15 protein-coding genes are annotated in these 19,053 nt (G+C 72.4%); 7 read left to right on the plus strand and 8 right to left on the minus strand.

Annotation, left to right across the window (positions count from 1 at the left end; genetic code table 11):
* Positions 1-20 precede the first annotated feature (20 nt).
* Positions 21-1,958: a methyl-accepting chemotaxis protein gene (locus tag BJY16_RS01555; RefSeq protein WP_185037348.1), complete on the minus strand. Its 1,938-nt coding sequence runs from the start codon at positions 1,956-1,958 to the stop codon at positions 21-23.
* A gap of 155 nt (positions 1,959-2,113) precedes the next feature.
* On the opposite strand from BJY16_RS01555, the gene BJY16_RS48905 reads away from it, so the two are divergent.
* Together BJY16_RS48905 and dtd are read left to right on the plus strand one after the other, a co-directional pair.
* On the plus strand, positions 2,114-2,446 hold the full coding sequence (locus BJY16_RS48905; protein ID WP_373873492.1) for a hypothetical protein: 333 nt from the start codon (positions 2,114-2,116) through the stop codon (positions 2,444-2,446).
* Between the two features lie 66 nt (positions 2,447-2,512).
* Positions 2,513-2,935, plus strand: coding sequence for a D-aminoacyl-tRNA deacylase (dtd, locus tag BJY16_RS01565; protein ID WP_185037350.1), 423 nt, complete (start codon positions 2,513-2,515; stop codon positions 2,933-2,935).
* Here dtd and BJY16_RS48240 read toward each other — a convergent pair whose 3' ends face one another.
* A complete protein-coding gene (locus BJY16_RS48240; RefSeq protein WP_185037351.1) occupies positions 2,936-4,138 on the minus strand; it encodes a phospholipase D-like domain-containing protein in 1,203 nt (400 codons plus the stop codon).
* Between the two features lie 29 nt (positions 4,139-4,167).
* Positions 4,168-4,956: a sporulation protein gene (locus BJY16_RS01575; RefSeq protein WP_185037352.1), complete on the minus strand. Its 789-nt coding sequence runs from the start codon at positions 4,954-4,956 to the stop codon at positions 4,168-4,170.
* A gap of 237 nt (positions 4,957-5,193) precedes the next feature.
* Between BJY16_RS01575 and sigB the strand changes: the two genes are divergently transcribed.
* A complete protein-coding gene (gene sigB, locus BJY16_RS01580) occupies positions 5,194-6,162 on the plus strand; it encodes an RNA polymerase sigma factor SigB (protein WP_185037353.1) in 969 nt (322 codons plus the stop codon).
* A gap of 60 nt (positions 6,163-6,222) precedes the next feature.
* Here the strand turns inward: sigB and BJY16_RS01585 are convergent, their stop codons facing one another.
* Positions 6,223-8,796, minus strand: a complete 2,574-nt coding sequence (locus tag BJY16_RS01585; RefSeq protein WP_185037354.1) for a bifunctional acetate--CoA ligase family protein/GNAT family N-acetyltransferase — start codon at positions 8,794-8,796, stop codon at positions 6,223-6,225.
* Positions 8,780-9,964, minus strand: coding sequence for an acetoin utilization protein AcuC (locus BJY16_RS01590; protein WP_185037355.1), 1,185 nt, complete (start codon positions 9,962-9,964; stop codon positions 8,780-8,782). The genes BJY16_RS01585 and BJY16_RS01590 overlap by 17 nt, the downstream gene beginning before the upstream one ends.
* Before the next feature lie 127 nt (positions 9,965-10,091).
* On the opposite strand from BJY16_RS01590, the gene BJY16_RS01595 reads away from it, so the two are divergent.
* Positions 10,092-10,781: an iron-dependent transcriptional repressor DtxR gene (locus BJY16_RS01595; protein ID WP_275408125.1), complete on the plus strand. Its 690-nt coding sequence runs from the start codon at positions 10,092-10,094 to the stop codon at positions 10,779-10,781.
* A 99-nt stretch (positions 10,782-10,880) separates the two neighbouring features.
* Here BJY16_RS01595 and BJY16_RS01600 read toward each other — a convergent pair whose 3' ends face one another.
* Positions 10,881-11,432, minus strand: coding sequence for a hypothetical protein (locus BJY16_RS01600; protein ID WP_185037357.1), 552 nt, complete (start codon positions 11,430-11,432; stop codon positions 10,881-10,883).
* Between the two features lie 159 nt (positions 11,433-11,591).
* Between BJY16_RS01600 and BJY16_RS46360 the strand changes: the two genes are divergently transcribed.
* Together BJY16_RS46360 and BJY16_RS01610 are read left to right on the plus strand one after the other, a co-directional pair.
* Positions 11,592-12,728, plus strand: coding sequence for a hypothetical protein (locus tag BJY16_RS46360; protein ID WP_221501857.1), 1,137 nt, complete (start codon positions 11,592-11,594; stop codon positions 12,726-12,728).
* The gene (locus BJY16_RS01610) at positions 12,725-13,630 is read left to right on the plus strand and encodes an alpha/beta fold hydrolase (RefSeq protein ID WP_185037358.1); all 906 of its coding nucleotides are present in this window, start codon (positions 12,725-12,727) and stop codon (positions 13,628-13,630) included. Before BJY16_RS46360 ends, BJY16_RS01610 begins: the two co-directional genes overlap by 4 nt.
* 402 nt (positions 13,631-14,032) lie before the next feature.
* On the opposite strand, the gene BJY16_RS01615 is transcribed toward BJY16_RS01610, so the two are convergent.
* On the minus strand, positions 14,033-15,235 hold the full coding sequence (locus BJY16_RS01615; RefSeq protein ID WP_185037359.1) for an MFS transporter: 1,203 nt from the start codon (positions 15,233-15,235) through the stop codon (positions 14,033-14,035).
* A 163-nt stretch (positions 15,236-15,398) separates the two neighbouring features.
* Between BJY16_RS01615 and BJY16_RS01620 the strand changes: the two genes are divergently transcribed.
* On the plus strand, positions 15,399-15,929 hold the full coding sequence (locus BJY16_RS01620) for a hypothetical protein (protein ID WP_185037360.1): 531 nt from the start codon (positions 15,399-15,401) through the stop codon (positions 15,927-15,929).
* A gap of 177 nt (positions 15,930-16,106) precedes the next feature.
* On the opposite strand, the gene BJY16_RS01625 is transcribed toward BJY16_RS01620, so the two are convergent.
* Positions 16,107-19,004 carry a vitamin B12-dependent ribonucleotide reductase gene (locus BJY16_RS01625; RefSeq protein ID WP_185037361.1) on the minus strand — a complete coding sequence of 966 codons (2,898 nt, stop codon included), beginning with the start codon at positions 19,002-19,004 and terminating at the stop codon, positions 16,107-16,109.
* Between the last annotated feature and the right edge of the window lie 49 nt (positions 19,005-19,053).

Below are 19,053 nucleotides of genomic sequence, written 5' to 3' on the forward strand. Positions count from 1 at the left end.
GACGTTCCTCCCCGGCCGGCTCAGCCGGCGTTCTGCAGCTCGTCGGCGAGCGCGGCGATCTCCTCCACCGCGGCGGCCAACTCCTCGGCGCCCTGCGCCTGCTCCCGGGCCGCGGTCGAGGCCTGCCCGGCGAGCTGCTCGGCCTGGTTCGCGGACGAGGCGATCTGCTCCAGACCGATCTTGACCTCGCCGAGCACCTTGGCGATCTGCTCGGCGCCCTCCTGGACCTCGACGTTGCCGCCCCGGACCTGCTGCATGTCCCGCTCGATCTCCTCCAGCCGGGCGGTGGTGGCCTTGGCCGACTCCACCTCGGCCAGCGACATCCGGCTGGTCTCCTCCAGGTCGCCCCGCACCTCGACGATCCGGTCCTGCACCGACTTGACCAGGTCCTTGATCCGGTCGGCGTTCTCCGCCGAGTCGCGGGCCAGGTTGCGGATGTCGGTGGAGACCACCGCGAAGCCCTTGCCGAACTCGCCGGCCCGGGCCGACTCGACCGAGCCGTTCACGGCCAGCATGTTGGTCTGGATCGAGACGTTCGCGATGGCGTCGACGATCTTGTCGATCCGGCGGGAGATCTGCTCCAGCTCGGTCACCTTCCGGACGTTCTCGATGCCCTCGCGGGCCGCCGTGCCGATCGCGTCGATCATCGAGTCGACCGACTCCTTGTTGGTGACCAGCAGCTCCAGGATCGCGTCCGAGCGCTCCACCGCGGCGCCGCCGCGCTCCGAGGAGAGCTGGGCGCCCCGCTCGATCTCGGCCACCGCCACGGCGGTCTGCTCACCCTTCTCGGCCGCGGTCCGGGCGCCGGTGTTGATCTCGTTGATCGCCACGTTGATCTGGGTGGCCGCCCGGTTGATCTCCTCGACCGCCGCGGACAGCTCCTCGGCGGTCGAGGCCACGTCCTCGGCGCTCTTCGCGATGTCGGTGCTGCTGCGCAGCGTCTCGGCCACCTCGGCCAGCGCCTCGGCGGCCTGCTCGCTCTGCCGCAGCGCCTGGGACTGCTGGCTGACCGTCTGCAGCGACTCCTCGCACGCCGCCGACTGCTGCTCGGCCGCCGCGGCGATCTCCTCGGACCGCTGCTTGGCGTTGCCCGCGGAGCGCTTGGCCTGCTCCGCCGCGGCCGCCATCTCCACCGCGCCAGCCATGATCGTGCCCATGTCGGCCCGGATGGTCTCCAGCTGCGAGGTGATCGTCTTGCCCTTCTCCACCTCGCTGCGCGCCGATTCCGCGGAGGTCTGTACCGCCCCGGCGATGTCGGTCACCGAGTTGCGGACCTCGTCGATCAGGTCGCGGATCTGCCGGGCGCTGCGCTCACTGGTCTCGGCCAGCGTGCGCACCTCGTCGGCGACCACCGCGAAGCCCTTGCCGTGCTGCCGGGCCCGGGCCGCCTCGATCGCGGCGTTCAGCGCCAGCAGGTTGGTCTGGTCGGCGATGTGCGCGACGGTCTTGACGATCTCGCCGATCTCGTCGGCCTGCTTCTCCAGCTCGGTGATGGTGGCCACCGAGTTGGTCTGCCGCGCGGACGCGCTGTCCACGTTCGCCAGCAGGTTGCTGATCCCGTTCCGGGTCTCGTTCAGCAGCGCCTGCAGGGCCTGGCTGAGCTCGGCCACCTGACTGGTGGTCTGCTGCTGCCGGTTGACCCGGTCCTCGATCTGGTTCATCGCGGCCAGGCTCTGCTGGGTCGCGCCGGAGGCCTGCTCGGCGCCCGCGGCGATCTGCTGCATCGACTCGGTGAGTTGCCGGGACGCCTCGGCGGCCTCGGCGTTCTGCGCGGAGATCTCCGCGGTCGCGGTGGCGATCCGTTCGGCCGCCTGCTGCTGCTTGGCCACCGATCGGGCCTGCCGCCGGTTGGCGTCGCCGTCCGCGCCGGCCCGGGCCGGCCGGGCGGCGGTGGTGGCCACCGGCCGGGCAGGCCGCGCTTCGGTGGTACGCCCGCCGGTGGTGCTGGTGAGGGGCATGGGTGCTTCTCCCGTCTGGGTACGGTCGGGTCCGGCGCACGACAGCGCACGGCTCCAGGTCCACCTCGGTCGCGGGGGCGCGCACCCAGCCGGGCGCCGGGCTCCATGCCGCCTCCGACCTGCCAAATCCTGGCATCGATCGGTTGACCACCGGCCTGCTATTGACGTACTTCAGTGGAATCGGACTGGCGTTTGACGCCGCGCCCGGTGGGCATCTTCCGGACGACCCGACACGGAGGTGGACGATGAGCGACCCGAACCCCGAGCTGTCCAGCACCATCCCGGCCGACACCGACCCGGAGGAGCTGCGCAACGGCGGCCCGGCGACCGAGGGCGTGATGACCACGACCGGCGGCACCGCCGGACCGGCCAGCTTCCCGAACCGGCCGCGGACCGGCCCCGGCGTGGCGAACACCACCACCGGCGACGCCACCACCGGCGCCCTGCGCACCCCGGCCGACGAGTACACCAGCGACGCGGCCGGCTGAGCGGTCCGCTACCGTCCGTACCCGGATCGCCGCGAGCCGCGCGGCGGCCAGGACGGCGGGAGCGGCATGCGGGCACTGGTGCAGACGGTCAGCCGGGCGAGCGTCACGGTCGGCGACGAGATCGTCGGCACGATCGCCGACGGGCTGCTGGTGCTGGTCGGGGTGACCCACGACGACAGCCCGGCGACCGCGGCCGAGCTCGCCCGCAAGACCTGGGAGCTGCGGATCCTGGACGGCGACCGGTCGGCGTCCGACGACGACGCACCGCTGCTGGTGGTCAGTCAGTTCACGCTGTACGGCGACGCGCGCAAGGGCCGCCGTCCCACCTGGAACGCGGCCGCGCCGGCCGAGGTAGCCGAGCCGCTGGTCACCACCTATGTGGAAGCGCTGCGCGCCCGGGGAGCGACCGTGCAGACCGGCCGTTTCCGGGCGCACATGCTGGTGGAGAGCGTCAACGTCGGCCCGCGCACCATCCTGCTGGAGCTCTGATCAGAGCTTCCCGGCACAGCGGTCGCTGACCAGGTGGAAGTTCGCCAGGTACTGCCGGTGGATCGCCGGATCCCGCACCCGGACGACGATCTCGTCGGCGTTGCGCAGCGACGACAGGGCGAGATTCGCGCTGCCGGTGAGCACCTGCGGGACCGGACCGTCGATCAGCAGGTACTTGCTGTGCGGCTTGAGCGTCCGGCCGCCGCGCATCGCCACCCCGCAGCTGCGCAGCCCGACCGGACCCCTCCTCAGCTCGGTGAGCACGCCCGGACTGACGTAAGGGTGCCGCGCGTCGGTGCCCCCGGCGGCGTACACCACGTCGACCCGGCATCCCTCGGCCGCCTTCCGGGCCAGCTCGGTGGCCACCGCGACCCGGGTGAAGGCCCACATCACCACCCGGATTCCGGTCCCCCGGCCGCAACTGACCTCATCCAGGATGCCGGCGATCGGGTCGCCGTCGTCCGGCCGACCGCTCTCCGGCCGTGGGAAGAAGTAGGTCCGATAGGCGTCCGCCGGTGCGCCCGTCCGGTGGTAGTCCTCCGCCCCGGTCGCCCGCGGCGCGTACCTCACCAGGTCCTCGAAGTAGTGCAGGTAGCTCGTGTAGGAGCCGGTCTCGCTCCAGGTGAGGGCGTTGTTGAAGGCGGATTCCGCGTCCCAGGCGCCGAGGTTGCCGGACGACTGGAACACCACATCGCGGACCGAGCCGCCGTCGTGGCGCACGATCCGCGACGCGATCAGGAACTTGTTGTGGTTGTACGGATGCGGCAGACCGGGGATCAGCCGCTTGCCGATGCATCCGTAGCCCTCCCGGCAGAAGGTCAGGAACGACCGGGCGGCCGGGTCGGTCCCGAGGTCCTCGGCCAGGGCCACCCCGGGATACCGGCGGTTGCCGTGCCGGTCCTCGAACGACTCGTGGTCGAGGACGATCCGCACGTCGACCCCGCGGGCGTGCGCCTTCCGCAGCCGCTCGACGAGGTTCGGCCGCTCCGCGGTGTCGGCGACGCCGGCCACGGCCGGATCGGTGAAACCGAACCAGGACATCCGGATCGTCTCGCCGGCCGGCACCCGATCGATGATCCGGGCCAGTTGCCGGTGGATCGCGTACCGCGCGGCGACCCCGCCGGCCGGGTCGTTGAAGACCGCGGAACCGATCACCGGATCGGAGCCGGCGCCCGGAGCCGGGGCGGGCGCGACCGCGACCACCCCGGCGACCGCCAGCGCGACCAGCCCGATCAGAAGAACAGGCCGCGGCGCTGCGCCGACTGCCGCAGCCAGTTGTCCAGCTGCCCGGTCCAGTCCACCTGGTCCACCGTCGCGTAGTCCACGTCGAAGCTGCCGAACGCGTCGTGCCCCTCGGTGAACAGCCCGCCGCGCTTGTCCAGCTCCAGGATCACCTGCAGCTTGCGCGGCGTGGGCAGGAAGGTCAGCTCCAGCTGGTTGATGCCGCTCGCGTACCGGCTCGGCGGGTAGAACTCGATCTCCTGGTAGAACGGCAGCTCCTGCTCGACGCCGTAGACCCGGCCGCGCTCCACGTCCGCCTTGTGGAACCGGAAACCGAGCCGGAGCAGCGCCTCCAGGATCCGCTCCTGGGCCGGCAGCGGGTGCACCTGCACCGCGTCCAGGTCGGACTTGTCCACCGCGCGGGCCACCTCCAGTTCGGTGGCCAGGCCCATCGTCATGCCGTGCAGGTGCTGCCCGTACACCTCGGTGATCGGCGTCTGCCAGGGCACCTCGAAGCGGAACGGCACGTCGTGCCGGGCGCCGGACTCCAGCCGGAACGAGCCGGTCAGCCGCTGGCGGTGGAACTCCTGGTTGGTCTGGTACTCGTTGTCGCCGCTCTCCACCTCGACCCGGGTCATCAGGCCGATCGCGACATATTCGACGTCGACCGCGTGGTCGCCGCCGACGATGTGCACCTGGCCCTCCAGGAAGCCGCCGGGGCGACAGTTCGGGTTCGTCAGCACGGTGTCGACGGACGGCCCGCCCACGCCGAGCGCCTGCAGCATCTTCTTGAAGACCACGGTCCCGCCTCTCCTCGTCGCAGCACATTATCCCGGCATGGCAAGGCTGAACGTCCGATTCGACCGAGCTTGTCGGCTTGCCGACGTCAGGGTTCTCCCCGATTCATGCCACCTGGACGCTGGCCTCACCTCCGCTTAACGCGCATGCGACGAAGCTTCTCGTCACCGGCACGGAAGTGGCTGGTAAGCACGGACAACGGGGAGGGGACTCAAGTGGTCCTGGAGACGAAGGCGACGATGGCTGAGGACATCATGAGCGATGAGGTCGAGCCGCAGGCCGACCTCGACGCGACGGACGAGCGCGGCGTCTCCGCCGACCTGGTCCGGGCCTACCTCAACGGCATCGGCCGCACCCGCCTGCTCACCGCGGTGGAGGAGGTCACCCTCTCCAAGCGGATCGAGGCGGGCCTCTACGCCGAGGAGAAGCTTCCGACGGCCGACGCCGAGCTGGCCCCGCTGCTGCGGGTGATCGTCGCCGAGGGCAAGGCCGCCAAGAACCACCTGCTCGAGGCGAACCTGCGGCTCGTGGTCAGCATCGCGAAGCGGTACACCGGCCGCGGCATGGCGTTCCTGGACCTGATCCAGGAGGGCAACCTGGGCCTGATCCGCGCCGTCGAGAAGTTCGACTACACCAAGGGCTACAAGTTCTCCACGTACGCGACGTGGTGGATCCGCCAGGCGATCACCCGCGCCATGGCCGACCAGGCCCGCACCATCCGCATCCCGGTGCACATGGTCGAGCAGGTCAACCGGATGGTCCGGGCCCGCCGGGACCTGGCCACCCAGCTCGGCCGGGAGCCCAGCGTCGCGGAGATCGCGGTCGCCATGGCGGTGCCGGAGTTCCAGGTCATCGAGCTGATCTCGTACGACCGGGAGCCGGTCAGCCTGGACCAGGCGGTCGGCGAGGACGGCGAGAGCGCGCTCGGTGACTTCGTCGCCGCGGTCGACCCGAACCAGCCCGGCGAGGGCGTCGCGCAGGGCGAACTGCGCGGGCAGGTGGAGATCGTGCTGGCCACGCTCTCCGAGCGCGAGTCCGCGGTGATCCGGCTGCGCTTCGGCCTGGACGACGGCCGCCAGCGCACCCTCGACGAGGTGGGCCGCGAGTTCGGCCTCAGCCGCGAGCGGATCCGCCAGATCGAGAAGGTGACGATGCTCAAGCTGCGCGACCCGGAGCGGGCCTCCCGCCTCGAGGCCTACGCGGTCTGATCCCCGGTCTCTCCGAGCGGCCCCGGCTTCCCGCGAAGCCGGGGCCGTCTCGCGTCCGGCTCAGCGCAGCCGGCGCGGGCCGGTGTCCGGGCGCACGCCCGGATCGCCGACCTCGATCGCGGCGTGCAGCACCGAGAAACCGTCCGGCCGGACCAGCACCGGGTTGAGCAGCAGCGAGCGCACCCGCGGATGCTCGTCGGCGAGCCGGCCCACCCGCAGCAGCAGGTCGATCAGCGCGGCCCGGTCGACCGGGGTGGAGCCCCGGTAGCCGTGCAGCAGCGGGGCCGCCCGCGGCTCGTCGACCAGCGCCTCGGCGGCCCGGTCGGTCAGCGGGGCGGCCCGCCAGGCCAGGTCGCCGAGCAGCTCACTGGCCACCCCGCCGAGCCCGAAGCCGACCACCGGACCGAAGGCCGGGTCCTCGACCACCTCGACCACACACGCCACGCCCGGCGGGACCATGGTCTGCACCAGGACCTCCGGGCCGAACGTGGTGTCCAGCTCGCGGTACGCCGTACGCAAGGAATCCTCGTCACCCAGAGCGAGCCGCACCGCGCCGAGATCGATCCGGTGGCGCAAGCCACCGCCCGCCGCCTTCACCGCGACCGGGAAGCCCAGCGCCGTCGCGGCCGCGACCGCCTCGTCCGCGGAGTGCGCGAGGGTCGACGGCACCACCGGGATGCCGTAGGCGGCGAGCAGCTCGGTCGCCGTCCCGGCGGTCTCCGCGGCGGCCGGGTCCACCCCGGACAGCGCCGGCATGGTCCCCGGCGGCCGGCGCAGCCACTCCGCGTAGGTGACCACCCGGGCCAGCGCGCGGACCGCCTCCTCGACCGACATGTAGACCGGCACCCGCGGCGGCACCCGGCCGAAGACCAGCGTCGCCACGGTCGGTTTCTCCCCGGCCAGCGCCACGCTGGCCAGCGCCGCGGCGAAGTCCGCGTCCTCCTCGCTGAGCTGCTGGCCGGGCACCACCGGGGCGAAGACCACCACCAGCGCGTCCACCCGGTCGTCGACCGCGGCGTCGGCGAGCGCGTCGGCCAGGTCGTGCGCGGAGGCCATCGGGCTCAAATCGTGCGGGTAGCCCTCGGCCACCACCAGGCCGGCCGCCCGGCAGGCCACCTCGGCGAGCGCGGCCAGCGCGGACGAGTTGCCGACCACGGCGACCCGGCGGCCGGCCGGCAGCGGCTGATGGGCCAGCAGCATGCCGACGTCGAACAGCTCCTGCACGGTGTCCACCCGGATCACCCCGGAACGGGCGAACAGCGCGGTCACCGCGTGCGCGTCCGGGCCGGGCAGGTCGCCGGCCAGACCCGGCGGGCGGGTCGCCGAGGCCACCGCGACCACCGGTTTGACCCGGCTCATCCGGCGGGCCAGCCGGGCGAACTTGCGCGGATTGCCGAACGTCTCCAGGTAGAGCAGCACCACGTCGGTGCCGGGATCGTCCTGCCAGTACTGCAGCAGATCGTTTCCGGACACGTCGGCCCGGTTGCCGGCCGAGACGAAGCTGGACAGGCCCAGGCCGCGCCGGTCCGCCTCGGCCAGCAGCGCCACGCCGAGCGCGCCGCTCTGCGCGAAGAAGCCAACCCGGCCGGCGGCCGGCAGCCGCGGCGCCATGGTCGCGTTCAGCCGGATCGCCGGGTCGGTGTTGGCGATCCCGAAACTGCTCGGGCCGATCACCCGCAGCCCGGCGGCGTGCGCGGTCTCGATCAGGGCGCGCTGCCGGGCCGCGCCCTCCGGGCCCGCCTCGGCGAACCCGGAGGAGCCGATCACCACGCCGCCGGCCCCCGCCGACGCCGCGTCGGCCAGGGCCTCCGCGACATGCTCGGCCGGGACCGCGATCACGGCCAGGTCGATGGGACTTCCGGCATCGGACGCTTTGCGGTACGCGGTCAGCCCGGCCACCCGCTCGGCGGAGGGGTGCACCGGCACGACGGCGCCGGTGTAGCCGCCGTCCCGCAGGTTGCCGAGCATCGCCGCGCCGATGCCGTGCCCACTGGCGCTCGCCCCGTAGATCGCGATGCCGCGCGGGGCGATCAGCCGGGCGATCGACCGGGCCTCGGTCAGGTGCTCCCGGGACTCCTGCACCTCGCGGGACCGCTCGGTGGGCGCGATCGGGAAGCTCAGGTGCACCACGCCGTCCGCGTAGCGGCGCTGCACCTGGTAGCCGGTGTCGCCGAAGACCCGCAGCATCCCGCCGTTCTCCGGGAGCACCTCGGCGACGAACCGGGCGATGCCGTGCTCGCGGGCCGCCTCGGCCAGGTGCTCCAGCAGCACCGAGCCGATCCCGCGGCCCTGCTGGGCGTCCTCCACCACGAAGGCCACCTCGGCCTCCGGCGAGTCCAGGCCGAGCCGCTCGTACCGCCCGACCGAGGTGATCCGGCCGTCGGCGGCGACCGTGACGAACGCCTCCCGGTCGCGGTGGTCGACGTTGACGAACCGGTGCAGGTCGCGCTCCGGGATCCGCGGGTAGGGGGAGAAATACCGCAGGTAGCGGGTGCGGTCGCTCATCCGGGAGTGGAAGTCCACGATGGCCGGGGCGTCCTCCGGGCGGATCTGCCGCAGGTGCACGGCGGTGCCGTCGGCCAGCAGGACGTCGGCGCTGCGCTCCCCCGGCGCGCTCTCAGTCGCGCGGGTCATGGGGGTCGAGTCCGTGCAGTGGGAAGACGGCGAGCCGGGCGGCCAGGATGGCCCGGTCGACCGGGTCGCTCTCGGTGCCCGGCGACCAGCGCTCGTCCGGCGGCTCGGCGCCGTCGGTCATCGTCTCCGGGACGGTGGCGCCGGGGCGGCGCTCGGCGGCCAGCCGGCGCCAGCCGCGCGGGGTCGGGGTGCTCGGCGCCAGCGGCTGGCCGGTGGCCACCGCGAGCAGGTGCGTCCAGGCCCGGGGCACCACCTCGACCAGCGCGTATCCCCCGCCGCCCAGGGCCACCCAGCGGCCGTCGCAGACCTCGTCGGCCAGCGCCCGCATCGCCACGTAGGCGGCGCGCTGGCCGTCGACCGAGAGCTTCAGGTCGGCCAGCGGGTCGAGCCGGTGCGCGTCGGCCCCGCACTGACTCACGATGATCTCCGGCGCGAACGCCCGGACCACCGACGGGACCACCGCGTGATAGGCCCGCAGCCAGCCGGCGTCACCGGTGCCCGGGGGCAGCGGCACGTTCACCGCGGTGCCCTCGGCGCCGGCCCCGCCGGTCTCGTCGCAGAACCCGGTGCCCGGGAAGAGCGCCAGCGGCGTCTCGTGCAGGCTCACCGTGAGGACCCGCGGGTCGTCGTAGAACATCGCCTGCACACCGTCGCCGTGGTGCACGTCGACATCGAGGTACGCCACCCGCTGGGCGCCGTGGTCGAGCAGCCAGGCGATCGCCACCGCGGGATCGTTGTAGACGCAGAAGCCGGCCGCCCGGGCCGGCATCGCGTGGTGCAGGCCACCGGCCACGTTCACCGCGCGGCGGGCGACGCCGTGCCAGACCGCCTCGGCGGCCGCGATGCTGGCCCCGCAGATCCGCGCCGACGAGTCGTGCATGCCGTCGAAGACCGGGTTGTCCGGCGTGTTCAGCCCCCAGCCCAGGAAGAACGGATCGATCGGGGCCTGGCGCACGGCGTCCAGGTAGTCGGGCCGGTGCACCCGGGTCAGCTGGTCCTCGGCGGCCGGCCGCGGCGTGATCAACTGCACACCCGGGCGGTCGAGAACACCCAGCTCACGGGCGAGCGCCATGGTCAGCTCGACGCGCACCGGGTTCAGCGGGTGATCACCCATGTCGTAGTCGAGCAGGGCCTTGTCCCAGACCACCGCCGTCGTCTCGTCCGCCATCCGGACATGCTCCCACGGGGTGGCTGAGGCGGCACTCCTCCCGCCGCCTCCGGTAGGGTCTCCAGCACTTGCTCGGGGCGGATGTCAACCCCCCGCCACGCGGTAACATCGCTGCTGGGAGGACCGCATCGTGAACGACCTTGTCGACACCACCGAGATGTATCTCCGGACCATTCTCGAACTCGAAGAAGAAGGCGTGCCTCCGCTTCGGGCTCGCATCGCCGAGCGCCTGCACCAGAGCGGCCCCACGGTCAGCCAGACGGTGGCCCGCATGGAGCGGGACGGCCTGCTCACCGTCGAGGGCGACCGTCACCTGGTGCTGACCGAGGAGGGGCGCACCACCGCCGTCTCCGTCATGCGCAAGCACCGCCTTGCCGAACTACTACTGGTCAACGTCATCGGCATGCCGTGGGAGGAAGCCCACGAGGAGGCGTGCCGGTGGGAGCACGTGATGAGCGACTCGGTCGAGCGCCGGGTCTACGAGCTGCTGAACAAGCCGACCCGCTCGCCGTACGGAAATCCGATCCCCGGCCTGGAGCAGCTCGGCCTGCCCGAGGACGACGTGGCCGAGCAGGTCGGCCTGGGCGAGCGCAACCTGGCGTTCCCCGGCCTGACCGGCAGCGTCGTGGTCCAGCGGATCTGCGAGAGCGTCCAGACGAACTCGGACGTGCTGCGCCAGCTGCACGCCGCGGGCATCGACCCGGGTACCACGGTGACCGTCGCGCAGGAGCGGGACGGGGTCACCATCGACAAGTCGGGTGACAAGATCCGGCTGCCGCGCGAGGTGGCGTCGCGGGTGTTCGTCGCCGCGCGCTGAGCACCCGTCGTCAGGGGTCCCGTGCCGCGGGGCCCCTGGGTCAGCTGTCCGTGGTGTCCATCGCCTCGGCCGGCTCCAGCAGCCCGGCATTCCTCGGGGTCAGCTGTCCGTGGTGTCCATCGCCTTGGCCAGCTCCAGCAGCCCGGCGTTCATCTGGGTCACCGACGCCGCCGGCGCGCCCTTGGCGAAGGTGAACTTCAACGTCTGCAACTGCGCGGCCTCGCTCAGCCAGCCGATCTCCACCGACGGGCCGTGGCCGCCGCCGGCCGCGGAGTTCAACCGGTAGGCCGCCTTGCCCAGGCCCTTGAGCTTGACCGCCTTCTTCGGCATCCGCTCGGCCAGGAAGATCTTGCCGTCCGCCTTGGTCTGCTCGACCACGGAGAGTGACAGGTCGGGCCACGCAGCGCTCTCCGTCTGCACCACGCAAGTGGACGTGTCGTCGACCTGGTCGGAGGCGGCCACCGAGAACCGGACGCCGATCTTCTCCTGGATGAACTTCCAGTCCCAGAGGATGCAGGCGCCGCCGGCCGAGGCGGCCGGCACCTCGGCGACCTTGACCGGGGGCAGCGCGACGGGCGCCTCGTCACGCTCGTTGCAGCCGGCGACGGCGAGCAGCGCGACGACGCCGAGCGCGGCGGAAACCGTACGCACCAGTGATCCTCCCCGGGGTCGCGCCACACCTTATTGCGCCGCGGGCGGGAGCGGAAGTGGGTGACCGGTCATATACGGGGAGTAGCCTTTTTGGTTACTTGACACGCGTCGTCAAGTTTCCCCTTGACGCGGCTTGTCAAGTAGCGGCAGGATGGCGGCATGAGGCACTCCGACGCGCTGGCCGAGCAGCTCGTCCGGCTGCTCGACGTGCGGCTGGCCGACCCGCTGGAGATCCTGCTCGACGGGGACGACAGCGTGGGCGTGGTCCGGGGGCGGCTGCACCGGCGGGCGCTGGACTGGGCGTCCGTGATCGAGCACGGGCCGGCGCCGGAAGCGGTGCACACGCTGGCCCGGCTGATCGCGACGCTCTATCCGGACGATCACGCGTTCGCGCCGCCGGTGGAGTGGTGGCGGACGCCGCTCGGGCAGGCGGTGGCGCGGCGGGTGGGGCATCCGTTCGCGGCCTCGGTGTCCTATGCGATGGCGGGCGCGATGCTCGGGATCAGCCGACAGGGGGTGCACGACCTGGTCCGCCGGGGCAAGCTGCCCCGCCACCCGGACGGCGGCGTCCCGGTGAGCGCGGTGCGGGAGCGGCTGCTGGCCACCTCTCCCCTGGCCACGTCACCCGTCGCCGCCGATCCCCTCGCCACGTCACCCGTCGCCGCCGATCCTCTCGGCACGTCACCCGTCGCCGCCGATCCTCTCGGCACGTCACCCGTCGCCGCCGATCCTCTCGTTACCGAGCCATTGGTCGCCGAGCCCGCCGACTCCCTCCCGGGCGGCCATGGCTCACCCTCAGCCCGGCCCACGGCTTCGGATGACTTCCCGGGCCGGCCGGCAGACGCCGACTGGCATTCCGCCCGGCTCGCCCGCGCCGGCCAAGACCCCGGCCCCGGCCCCGGTCGACAGGTCATCCCGGGCGCGGCGCCCGCCTTCCCGACGGATCCGGGCCGCCTCTCTGATCTGCCGGGCGGCTTCTCGCCGGACGAGTCGGGGCGGAGTGGCGAGTCGGGCCCGGCGGCGGACTGCGGACGGGGTGCCGAGTCCGGGCGGGCGGCGGATCCCGGACGGGGTGCCGACTCCGGATCGGCGGCGGACTCCGGACGGGGTGCCGAGCCCGGGCGGGCGGCGGATCCCGGACGGGGTGCCGACTCCGGATCGGCGGCGGACTCCGGACGGGGTGCCGACTCAGGGCGAGCGGCGGAGTTCGGGTGGCCGGAGGAGGACATTCGGGTGGTGGGCGATTTCGGTCATGACCGGCAGGTGCCGGATTCCGAGGATGAGGAGCAGCGATGATCCACGACAGTCTGGTGGACGTGGGGGACGTGCAGATCGCCGTCCGGGACTTCGGCGGCGACGCGCCCCCGCTGCTCCTGTTGCACGGCGCGGGCGGCAACCTGGCGCAGATGACCACGCTGGCCCGCGCACTGCGGCCGCACCACCGGGTGGTGACCATCGACCTTCGCGGGCACGGCCGGTCCGCGGACGGGCCGTGGACCTGGGACGCCGCCCTGGGTGACCTGGCCGCCGTCTGCGTGCAGCTGGAGCTGGAGCGCCCCGCGGTGGTCGGCCATTCGCTGGGCGGCATGCTGGCCGCGCTCTGGGGCGCCCGGCACCCGGAGTCGGCCGGCGTGGTCAGCCTGGACGGCAACCCGCCGCCCACCCGCGTCGAGCAGCTCCCCGGCCTGGACCCGGCCAAGGCCGAGGCCGAGCTGGAGCGCCTGACCGGGGTCTTCGACATGATGGAGGCCGCCGCCGGCCAGACCGTCGAGGCCGCCGAGCTGGCCGACCTGGTCGAGCGCCAGCGGATGGCCGCCCGCGACATGGGCGCCAACGAGAAGGTGTGGATCGAGGGCTTCCGCCGCAACCTGGTGCACGGCCGGGACGGCCAGACCACCTTCCGCCCGTCCTTTCGCACCGTCACCGAGCTGCGCACCCTGATGAACGAGCTGGACCTGACCCCGGTCTACGCCGGCACCAGCTGCCCGGCGCTGCTGGTCCTGGCCACCCGCGACCTGCCGGAGCAGGAGCCGTTCGCCGACCTGTACGCGGCCCACCGCCGCCACCTGCTCGCCCAGGCCCAGGCCGCCCCGCACCTGCGCCACCTGCAGCTGGCCGACGCCTCCCACGCCATGGTCGTCGAGCAGCCCACCCTCCTGGCCTCCTTGATCACCGACTTCCTCACCGAGCACCGCTGACCCCACCGCCTACCGCACCGGGCGGTCAGCGAGGTCGGCGGCACGCCCCGCGACCGGCACGACTTGACCAGGGACGCGATCAGACGAGCGGGACCGCCAAACGACCGGCACGGCCGAGCCGCACGGGCGCGGCGTGGCCGGGCGCGGCGCGGCCCGGCAAGGCGAGGCGCGGCAAGGCGAGGCGCGGCCCGGCCCGGCAAGGCGCGGCCCGGCAAGGCGCGGCCCGGCGAGACGCGGCCCGACGAGGCGCGGCGCGGTCAGGCACAGCGCAGTCAGGCGCGCGGCGCAGTCAGGCACAGCGCAGTCAGGCGCGCGGCGCGGTCAGGCACAGCGCAGTCAGGCGCGCGGCGCGGTCAGGCGCGCGGCGCGGTCAGGCGCGCGGCGCGGCTGGACGGGGCGTAGTCAGTCGGCGGGTGGGGTCGGCTCCGTGGCCGGGAGGGGCTTGGCGGCGTGGGAGGCGCCCAGGCCGATGACCAAGGCGCCGAAGACGCAGAGGAGGCCGTTGCGGACTCCCCAGTGTTCGGCCAGGAACCCGATCAGCGGCGGGCCGGCCAGGAAGGCGGCGTAGCCGATGGAGCCGGCCACCGAGACGCGCATGGCGGCCCGGACCGGGTCGTCGGCGGCGGCGCTCATGCCGATCGGGAAGCCCAGCGAGGCGCCCACACCCCAGAGCAGGGCGCCGGCCAGCGCCAGCGGGACCGTGCCGCCGAAGACCACCAGGAGCAGGCCGGCCGCGGCGGAGACGGCGGTGAGACGCAGCACCCGGACGCGGCCCCAGCGGTCGGTGGCCGGCCCGCCGTACATCCGGCCCAGCGTCATCGCGGTGACGAAGACGCCGAAGCCGATCGCGCCGACGGTGTCGCCCGCGTCGTAGCCGTCGACCAGGCTGATCGCCAGCCAGTCGTTGGCGGAGCCCTCGGTGAAGCCGAACCCGAGCAGGATCAGGCCGATCAGGATGGTCCGCGGCTCCCGCCAGGCCTGGCCGGCGGTCATCGCGGGTGTGGTGCCGGGCTCCGGCTCGACGTGCGGCAGGAAGCGGCGGACCACCACGATCTGAACCGCCACCACCACCGCGGTGGTGAGGTAGAGCTGCGCCCAAACGGGCAGCCCGGTCGCCGCGGTGACCGCTCCGACGCCGGCGCCGGCGACCGTGCCCAGGCTGAAACCGGCGTGGAAACGCGGCATGATCGTCCGGCCGAGGCGGCGTTCCACGTCGGCCGCCTCGACGTTCATCGCGACGTCCCAGGTGCTGGTGCCGAACCCGCAGAAGAGCAGGGCCAGCCCGGCCAGCGGGACCGAGCCGATCAGCGTCGCGGTGCCGAGCACGGCCAGGCCGAACGCCATCGACATGCTGGCGCCGAGCACCGCGCGGGCCGGGCCGAACCGCTGCACCACCGGACCGGCGAGCGGGATCGACGCCACCGACGTGCCGGACATGCAGAGCAGCAGCAGGCCGAACCCGGCGACCGAGAGGTCCAGCCCGTCGCGAACGGCGGGCGCCCGGGCGAGCCAGCCGGCCAGTGCCAGCCCGTTCATCCCGAAGGTGACGCCCACTGCGATCTTGGCCGTGTTCACCCGCGCGGGCAGGACGTCGATGCTGGTCACCACCTCAACTTACACGTTAAAGCAGCACCGGTCACCGGAGTCCGGCGGCGGCGCTGGACCGGCCCTCCGTTCGAGCCGGATCGGGACACGTCCCACAATGGGCGTCGGCGACCCGACATGCCGGATGGTTCCGGCGCGTCGATGGACACGGAAGGAAGGCGACATGGGCCGGCCCGAGGAACTGCAGGTGGAGGCACAGTCCGTGCTCGCGCTGCTGGAGCCGCTGGGGCCGCTCACCCCGACCGGCAGCTTCGTGTCCGGGCTGATGGTGCGGCGCGAGGTCGACGTGATGCTGCTCGGCGGCCCGGACTTCGGCCCCGCCGACGTGCTGGCCCTGCTCGCCAAGGCGGTCGAGATCCCCGGGCTGACCGGGTTCTCCTGCGCCGACGAGCGCGGCGACCGCTCACCCACCGGCGAGAAACGCGACGAGCGGTTCCAGGTGCTGCTGACCGTCGGCGAGTGGCAGGCCGACCTGTCCATCTGGCTGCACGACGACCACGCGAACGTCAGCGAGTGGCACCGCGAGCTGGTCACCCGGCTCACCGACGAGGAGCGCCAGGCCATCCTCGCGATCAAGACCGTGTGGCACGAGCGCCCGGAGTACCCGGGCGCGTTCGCCGTCTACACCGCGGTCCTGGAGCACGGCGTCCGCACCGCCGTCGAGTTCGGAGTCTGGCTCCGCGCCGGCGGCTGAGCCACCACGATCGGGACCGCGGACGGCTGAGCCGCCACGATCGGGACCGCGGGCACGCGCGCGGCCCGCTCCCGGTCCGGGCCGCCGCTTTCCGGTACGACGTCAGCGGGCTCACGTCGTACCGGAAAAGCGAAACGGGCCGTGCGCATCAGCGCCCGGCCCGTTTCCGGCGAATCCTCAGCTGCAGCCCGAAGTGGACCCGCAGCCCTCGCAGACGTAGCAGCTACCCGCGCGGCGCATCTTGGTGCCGCAGGTGAAGCAGAGCGGCGCGTCCGCCGCGTGCCCGGTGACCAGCTCCAGCAGCTCGGTCGACGACCCGGCGGACACCGGCGTCTCCTTGCTCGCCTTCGTCTCGGCGACCGTGACGGTCGACGCGCCCGGCGTGGTGGCCGGGGTGGCGGCCGGCGCCGACACGGCCATCCCGGTGACCGCCGCGTCCGCCGCCGCGGCTTCGGCCGCCGCCTCCGCCTGAGCCTGCGCGGTGCGCTCCGAGGCGGTGAAGATGCCCAGCTCGGCACGGGTGTCGTAGGGCAGGAAGTCCAGCGCCAGGCGACGGAAGATGTAGTCCATCACCGACGACGCCATGCGCACGTCCGGGTCGTCGGTCATGCCGGCCGGCTCGAAGCGCATGTTGGTGAACTTGCTGACGTACGTCTCCAGCGGGACGCCGTACTGAAGGCCTATCGAGATGGCCACCGAGAAGGCGTCCATCACGCCGGCCAGGGTGGAGCCCTGCTTCGACATCTTCAGGAAGATCTCGCCGAGGCCGTCGTCCGGGTAGGACGACGCGGTGAGGTAACCGTCGGCGCCGCCGACCGAGAAGCTCACCGTCTCGGACGGGCGCTTCTTCGGCAGCCGCTTGCGGATCGGGCGGTACTCGACCACCTTCTCCACGATCTTCTCGACGGCCTTCTCCTCGACCGCGGCCGGAGCCGCGGCCTTGGCGGTCTTGCCGGCCGACAGCGGCTGGCCGACCTTGCAGTTGTCGCGGTAGATCGCGAGCGCCTTGAGGCCGAGCTTCCAGCCCTGGTAGTGGATCTCCTCGATCTCCTCGACGGTCGCCGACTCCGGCATGTTGACCGTCTTGGAGATGGCGCCGGAGATGAACGGCTGCACCGCGGCCATCATCCGGACGTGACCGATCGGGGCGATCGACCGGTCGCCCATGGCGCAGTCGAAGACCGCGTAGTGCTCCGGCTTGAGGCCCGGGGCGTCGACCACGTTGCCGTGCTCGGAGATGTGCTCGACGATCGCCTCGACCTGCTCCTCGGGGTACCCGAGGCTGCGCAGCGCGCGCGGCACGGTCTGGTTGACGATCTGCATGGAGCCGCCGCCGACCAGCTTCTTGAACTTGACCAGGGCCAGGTCGGGCTCGATGCCGGTGGTGTCGCAGTCCATCATCAGGCCGATGGTGCCGGTCGGGGCGAGCACCGACGCCTGGGCGTTGCGCCAGCCGTTCTTCTCACCGATCTTGTTGCCGTTCTTCCACTGCTTGGTGGCCTCACGGAGGATCTCGGTGGCGACCGCGCCCTGCGGGCGGACCGCGTCGCTGGCGGCGGCGTGCTTGCGCATCACCCGCTGGTGCGCGTCGGCGTTGCGGGCGTAGCCCTCGTAGGCGCCGACCACGCCGGCCAGCTCGGCCGAGCGGCGGTACGCCGTGCCGGTCATCAGCGAGGTGATCGCCGCGGCGACGCTGCGGCCACCGTCCGAGTCGTAGGGCAGGCCGGACGCCATCAGCAGCGCGCCGAGGTTCGCGTAGCCGATACCCAGCTGCCGGTACGCCCGGGTGGTGATCCCGATCTTCTCGGTCGGGAAGTCGGCGAAGCAGATCGAGATGTCCATCGCGGTGATGATGAACTCGACGCTCTTGACGAACTTCTCCACCTCGAAGCCGCCGTCGGCCTTGAGGAACTTCATCAGGTTCAGCGAGGCCAGGTTGCAGGACGAGTCGTCCAGCGACATGTACTCCGAGCACGGGTTGGACGCGGTGATCCGGCCGGTCTCGGGGTTGGTGTGCCAGTCGTTGATGGTGTCGTCGTACTGCAGGCCGGGGTCGGCGCACTCCCAGGCGGCCTGGGCGATGTCCCGGAACAGCTTCTTGGCGTCGATGGTCTCGATGACCTCGCCGTTGAGCCGGCCGCGGAGACCGAACTCGGTGCCCTCCTCGTACGCCCGCATGAACTCGTCGCTGACCCGCACCGAGTTGTTGGCGTTCTGGTACTGCACCGAGACGATGTCGGCGCCGCCCAGGTCCATGTCGAAGCCGGCGTCCCGGAGCGCGCGGATCTTGTCCTCCTCGCGCGCCTTCGTCGAGACGAACTCCTCGATGTCCGGGTGGTCCACGTCGAGGATGACCATCTTGGCCGCGCGCCGGGTGGCGCCACCGGACTTGATGGTGCCCGCGCTGGCGTCCGCGCCACGCATGAAGCTGACCGGGCCGCTCGCCGTCCCCCCGGACGACAGCAGCTCCTTGGACGAGCGGATGCGGGACAGGTTCACACCCGAGCCGGAACCGCCCTTGAAGATCAGGCCCTCCTCCTTGTACCACTCGAGGATGGAGTCCATCGAGTCGTCCACGGAGAGGATGAAGCACGCGCTGACCTGCTGCGGCGACTTGGTGCCGACGTTGAACCAGACCGGCGAGTTGAAGCTGAACACCTGGTGCAGCAGCATCCAGGTGAGCTCGTGGTCGAAGACCTCGGCGTCGGCCGGGGTGGCGAAGTAGCCGTGCTCCTCGCCCGCCTTGCGGTAGGTCTGGACCACCCGGTCGATCAGCTGCCGCAGCGACGTCTCCCGCTCGGGCGTGCCGACCGCGCCCCGGAAGTACTTGGTCGTCACGATGTTCGCGGCGTTGACGCTCCAGAACGCCGGGAACTCGACGCCCCGCTGCTCGAAGTTGATCGAGCCGTCCCGCCAGTTCGTCATGACGACGTCGCGGCGCTCCCACTCCACGTCGTCGTACGGGTGGACGCCCGCCGTCGTCCACACCCGCTCCACCTGCAGCCCCCCGGTCGCCGCGCCGGTCGCGTTTGCCCGGCTGCGCTGGCGACCCGCAGTGATGCCGTCTCCGGCCATATGAACGTGCTCCCCCTCGTAGATACCGCGGAAAAAGTGTGGCTGGAAC

The sequence above is a fragment of the Actinoplanes octamycinicus genome (assembly GCF_014205225.1).
Taxonomy (GTDB): domain Bacteria; phylum Actinomycetota; class Actinomycetes; order Mycobacteriales; family Micromonosporaceae; genus Actinoplanes; species Actinoplanes octamycinicus.